The sequence below is a fragment of the uncultured Boseongicola sp. genome, assembly GCF_937988555.1.
In the GTDB taxonomy this organism is placed as follows: domain Bacteria; phylum Pseudomonadota; class Alphaproteobacteria; order Rhodobacterales; family Rhodobacteraceae; genus Boseongicola.
Map to the genome: position 1 here is coordinate 1 of NZ_CALJXO010000228.1, position 5284 is coordinate 5284.

Consider the following 5284-nt stretch of genomic DNA (forward strand, 5'->3'; position numbering starts at 1 on the left):
CAAGTCCCTGTTCCATGCGGAACAGGATATCTAATAGGTGATAAGTGTCGCCTTCGTACGCCGAGATCAGCAGCGCGCCCGGCCGCAATCCTAGCCAAGAAACTCCTAAAAAGGTTACGATAAGAATTGAAAGTAATACGAGGGGATTTGGTCTACTCATTCCCCATCCTTTTTCCATTTTTTAGCCACATTAGCCGGTCATGTTCCGATCAGCAAAGGCTTCACATGGGTTATTGTTCAAATTTGGGCAACCGCGGGCCAAAGAGATTTTATATGAGGCATGGGTAACTCAGATGAATATGGAAACCTCGAACGTCATGGCGCCACCAGCGCCTCGGACGCTGGACGGCATGAAATTGCCGGCCGTCATGATGCGGGACATCGTTCTTAAAACAATGTTCCGAATGAACATCGATGCCGTGACAGAAATTGCGAAGGCCGTCTGCCTTCCGATCCCTGTTACTCAGGAAATTATCGACATGGCCCGTGAACAGCGCATGCTCGAAGCAACGGGTACGCTGCACGCCAACTCAGGCGGCGCAATGGGGTATCAACTCACTGACGTCGGCAAAGCCCGGGCGCTCGATGCCTTGGCCCAATCAGAATACTACGGCGCTATGCCGGTGCCCTTGGATGTCTACTCTGAACAGGTCAAACGCCAGTCGATCCGCAATATTCAGGTCACTCGGGACCAGTTGAACGGCGCCATGGGCCACTTGATCCTACCTGAAGAACTGCTCGACCACCTCGGTCCCGCAGTCAGCGCGGGTCGTTCGGTTTTGATGTATGGCCCTCCTGGAAACGGTAAGTCTTCGATCTCGAACGGCGTTCGCGACGCCTTGGGCGACAAAATCTACGTGCCGCGCGCTATCGAGTATTCGGGTCAGGTGATCACGGTGTATGATCCGATTGTCCACACCGCCGCGCAAGAACAGGTCGACGATCCAAACTCGCTCCGCCGGGCTTCCGGGCGTTATGACACGCGTTACGTGCTTTGTGACCGTCCTACGGTGATCACTGGTGGTGAGTTGTCGCTTTCGATGCTTGACCTTGTCTATAATCCCACCGCTCGTACCTATCAGGCACCGCTACAACTTAAATCTACCGGCGGCGTCTTTATCGTGGACGACCTTGGCCGTCAGGAAGAACCGCCGCAGGCACTGGTGAACCGCTGGATTGTTCCCTTGGAAGAGAACAAGGATATTCTTTCGCTTCAATCAGGCGAGAAGTTCGAGGTCCCCTTCGACACTCTTGTGATTTTCTCAACCAACTTCCACCCAAACGAAATCTTCGACAAAGCGGCCTTACGCCGGATCTTTTTCAAGATCAAAATCGATGGCCCCGATCAGGAAGACTACCTGAAAATCTTCGCCATGGTCGCGCGCAAGCGCAAGATGCCGCTGGACGAAGACACGCTGGTTTACCTGATCAAGCACAAATATCCGACGATCGACAATATCTATGCGAACTATCAGCCGATCTTCCTTGTGGATCAGATGATTGCTATCTGCGAATTTGAGGGCATCCCCTATCAGATGTCCCCCGAACTGATCGACCGCGCTTGGTCGAACATGTTCGTCAAAGAAGAAAAGATCATCCACTAACATCTCGGTCGCACGGGGCCTGATCCTGAGCGGCCAAACGGAGGGGCATTGTCCCCTCCCGACAACGTACCCAACATTTGCATTTGATAAACGCAAAGGCTTTCCCCGGACGCGGGTTCAGCCTATTTGCGATATATGCCCGCGCTTCCCAAGAAATTTGACGACTGGTTTGCTTCGCGTGGTTGGGCAATCCACCCACATCAGTCCGAAATGGTCTCGCGATCAGAGGCGTCTTCGCTTCTTTTGATCGCACCGACCGGCGGCGGCAAAACGCTTGCGGGGTTCCTGCCTACCCTCACAGAGCTGGCGGATGGCTTGCACAGCGGTTTGCACACAATCTACGTCTCACCTCTGAAAGCGCTGGCAGCCGACATTCGCAGAAACCTTGGCACGCCCATTGACGCAATGGGACTTCCGGTCCGCGTCGAAGATCGCACGGGCGACACCTCTGCGACGCGCAAAAGGCGCCAACGCGCGGATCCGCCGCATATCCTGCTGACCACGCCCGAAAGCCTTGCGTTGCTTCTCACCTACGAAGACGCCCCACGGATCTTCGCCGGTCTGTCTCGGGTGATCGTGGATGAAATTCACGCTCTTTCAGAAAATAAACGCGGCGATCAATTGATGCTCTGCCTTGCGGAGATGCAAGAGCTGGCACCTGGCATGCGTCGCGTGGGTCTTTCGGCAACGGTCGAAGACCCACGCGCTATTGCGCATTTTCTTGCGCGACATCCAGACCCCTGTCCAGTGCTATACGCCGACCCCGGTCCTGCGCCAGATATCTCGATGCTTGAAACTGAAGAGTTACCTCCGTGGTCTGGGGGCGGCGGAAAATATGCGATCCCTCGCGTGCTCGAGGAAATCAAAAACCACAAGACGACGTTGATCTTTCACAATACCCGCGCTCAGGCTGAAATATTTTTTCATGAGCTGTGGCTGGCAAACGACGACAGTTTGCCAATCGGCATCCATCACGGCAGCCTGTCACGCGAGCAACGCGAACGGGTGGAGGCCGCGATGGTCCGCGGAGATCTCCGCGCGATTGTCGCGACAGGCTCATTGGACCTTGGCATTGACTGGGGGGATGTCGATCTCGTCATTCAGATCGGCGCCCCGAAAAACGTGAAGCGTCTCGTGCAGCGGATTGGTCGCGCAAATCATACCTACAACGCGCCGTCAAAGGCGCTGGTGGTTCCCGCGAACCGATTTGAAGTTGTTGAGTGCGTTGCCGCACTTGAGGCCGTGCGCGAAGCGGACCTCGACGGCGAGCCTCGTGGTCGCGCACCACGCGATGTCTTGTGTCAACACATCTTAATCCGCGCTTGCCGAGGACCCTTCGATGCAGACGCGCTTTATCGCACATTTACCTCGACCGGCGCGTTTTCAGATCTGACACAAGACGCATTTGACCAATGCCTCGAGATGGTTGCGACAGGCGGCTATGCGCTTCGCGCTTACGACCGATGGCAACGCCTGAAGCAACGGGAAGACGGGCTTTGGCAATTGCGCGACCCGCGGGCAGCTCAACAAATCCGCATGAACTTGGGCACCATTCAGGACACTGATACGTTGAAAGTCCGGCTGAAAGGGCGCGGCGGCGGGCGCCCACTTGGGGAAATCGAGGAAGGTTTTGCCGCGACGTTGACGCCCGGCGACACGTTCCTGATCGGTGGCCGCGTGGTTCGGTACGAAGGATTGCGTGAACTGACAGTCGAGGTCTCCCGCAGAGCCAACAAGCCACCAAAAATCGCAACGTTTATGGGGACGAAATTCGCCACGTCCACCCAATTATCCGAGCGCATTCTCCGGACTTTCAAACAGGAAAGCTGGCCCGAACTTCCCAGCCATACATCTGAGTGGTTGAAGCTTCAGCGCAGGGTTTCGAAGCTGCCAAGTGCCGATCGACTGCTGATTGAAAGCTTCCCGCATGATGGGCGGCACCACACCTGCGTCTATGGCTTTGCAGGTCGTAACGCAATGCAAACACTGGGTTTATTAGTTACTGAACGCATGGAAAACGCAGGGCTTGATCCCTTGGGGTTTGTTGCCACTGACTATGCCGTTTTGATCTGGGGGCTCAATCAGGTGCCAGACCCGCACCCCCTTTTTAATGGCGAGAACTTGAGAGACGCCTTCGAAACCTGGTTGTCTGGCAACGCTGTCATGAAGCGTACTTTCCGCGCATCGGCGACTATTGCCGGGCTCTTGGAGCGCAATTGGGGACATCAACGCAGAAGCGGGCGACAGGCGAGTTTTTCGTCCGACATTCTCTATGATACTTTGACCAAATATGACCCTGATCACCTTATGCTGGACATCACACGCGACGAAGCGATGAGGGGGCTTGTGGATTTTGGGCGCATTGAAAACATGCTGGAACGCACCAACGGGCATATCGACCATCTTGTGCTTGATCGCGTCACACCACTGGCGGCGCCTTTGTTTCTTGAGGCCGGTCGCGTGCCCGTTTTTGGAGAAGGCAGGGCGCGACTGGCAGAGCAAGAAGCCGAGCGATTGATGCAGGCTGCGGGCCTAGATGACTTACCTCAAAAGGAGAAAACTGTGCGGCACAATCCATCCTAAGCCTCGCACACAGGACTCGTATCCAATTTAAGCGTCCCTGATTACGGTTAACGTTGGTTTATCTCTTGGCCGCATTACTTTGGCAGCCTCCGGCGTCTGCGCAGCGCTATCAAGAGGCTTGCAATCCAAACAATCACGAACCAAGAACGAAGCATGAACGCCACGATTTCATTCTGCGATGAACAAATATGTTTGCTTCCTACCGGGGCGCTCTATTGGCCTCGTGTGGAAATGCTGGTCATTTCAGACCTGCATCTTGGTAAATCTGAGCGGATTGCCCGGCAGGGAGGCACCCTTTTGCCGCCCTATGAGACCACGGAGACGTTGACGAAATTGTCCGACGCGATCGAGGCCACGGAAGCGAAAACTGTTCTTTGTCTTGGCGACAGTTTTGACGATCGCCTGGCAGCGGCAGCACTCGATGACGTCCATGTCTCTACGCTTCAAAGGCTGCAGGCGGGGCGGCGTTGGCTTTGGATCGAGGGAAACCACGATCCAGGACCTTTGGATCTTGCAGGCACACATCTAAGCGAGCATCGAGAAGGTCCTTTCGTCTTCCGCCACATTGCCGCGAGCCCTTGTGAAAGCGGTGAAATTTCGGGGCACTACCACCCAAAAGCGCGAATACGGCACGCGTCCGGTCGCTGCTTTCTGGTTGATCACGCTCGAATGATTCTACCCGCGTTTGGCGCCTATACCGGGGGCCTCAGCTGGACCACACCCGAGCTACGTAGACTTTTTGCGGCCAAGGCAACGGCGTATCTGACCGGAAGGCGCATACTTGCCGTTCCAGTGCCGCGCGCCGCGCGATCTGACGCTTAGTCGCCCGGCGCCTCAAAGCCTGCGCTTTTGTGACTGCCGTCGCAAAACGGTTTGTTCTTGGACTGGCCACACCGACACAAAAACGCACGGGTCCCGCGGTGCAGCCGGTGTCCGGTTCCCGAGGTGATTTCCAGGGCGCCGCGCGCTTCGATCGGGCCGTTTTCGTGTGCAACTATTTGCAGGGCCTCGCCTGCATCCTCACCCGGCGCATCTTTTCCAGTTGTCGCAGGTTCACCAGTCGCCTCAAATTTGGCGTCGACATGGGAATAGTCGCA

At 55.8% G+C, this 5284-nt stretch carries 4 protein-coding genes; 3 read left to right on the forward strand and 1 reads right to left on the reverse strand.

Annotated elements, in window-relative coordinates; translation table 11 throughout:
- Window positions 1–293 precede the first annotated feature (293 nt).
- From Q1B15_RS13995 to pdeM, 3 genes are all read left to right on the forward strand, one after another.
- Window positions 294–1604, forward strand: coding sequence for an ATPase (locus tag Q1B15_RS13995; protein WP_299754579.1), 1311 nt, complete (start codon window positions 294–296; stop codon window positions 1602–1604).
- A gap of 135 nt (window positions 1605–1739) precedes the next feature.
- Window positions 1740–4187, forward strand: a complete 2448-nt coding sequence (locus Q1B15_RS14000; RefSeq protein WP_299754581.1) for a ligase-associated DNA damage response DEXH box helicase — start codon at window positions 1740–1742, stop codon at window positions 4185–4187.
- A gap of 153 nt (window positions 4188–4340) precedes the next feature.
- Window positions 4341–5009: a ligase-associated DNA damage response endonuclease PdeM gene (gene pdeM, locus Q1B15_RS14005; RefSeq protein ID WP_299754583.1), complete on the forward strand. Its 669-nt coding sequence runs from the start codon at window positions 4341–4343 to the stop codon at window positions 5007–5009.
- Here the strand turns inward: pdeM and Q1B15_RS14010 are convergent.
- Window positions 5006–5284 (reverse strand): CDGSH iron-sulfur domain-containing protein (locus Q1B15_RS14010; protein ID WP_299754585.1); only part of this gene is annotated, 279 nt, incomplete at its 5' end. The genes pdeM and Q1B15_RS14010 overlap by 4 nt on opposite strands.

What these genes read in the sequence shown, in the direction of transcription:
- Q1B15_RS13995 (WP_299754579.1), top strand. Translation starts at nt 294, where the DNA reads ATGAATATGGAAACCTCGAACGTCATGGCGCCACCAGCGCCTCGGACG.
- Q1B15_RS14000 (WP_299754581.1), top strand. Translation starts at nt 1,740, where the DNA reads ATGCCCGCGCTTCCCAAGAAATTTGACGACTGGTTTGCTTCGCGTGGT.
- pdeM (WP_299754583.1), top strand. Translation starts at nt 4,341, where the DNA reads ATGAACGCCACGATTTCATTCTGCGATGAACAAATATGTTTGCTTCCT.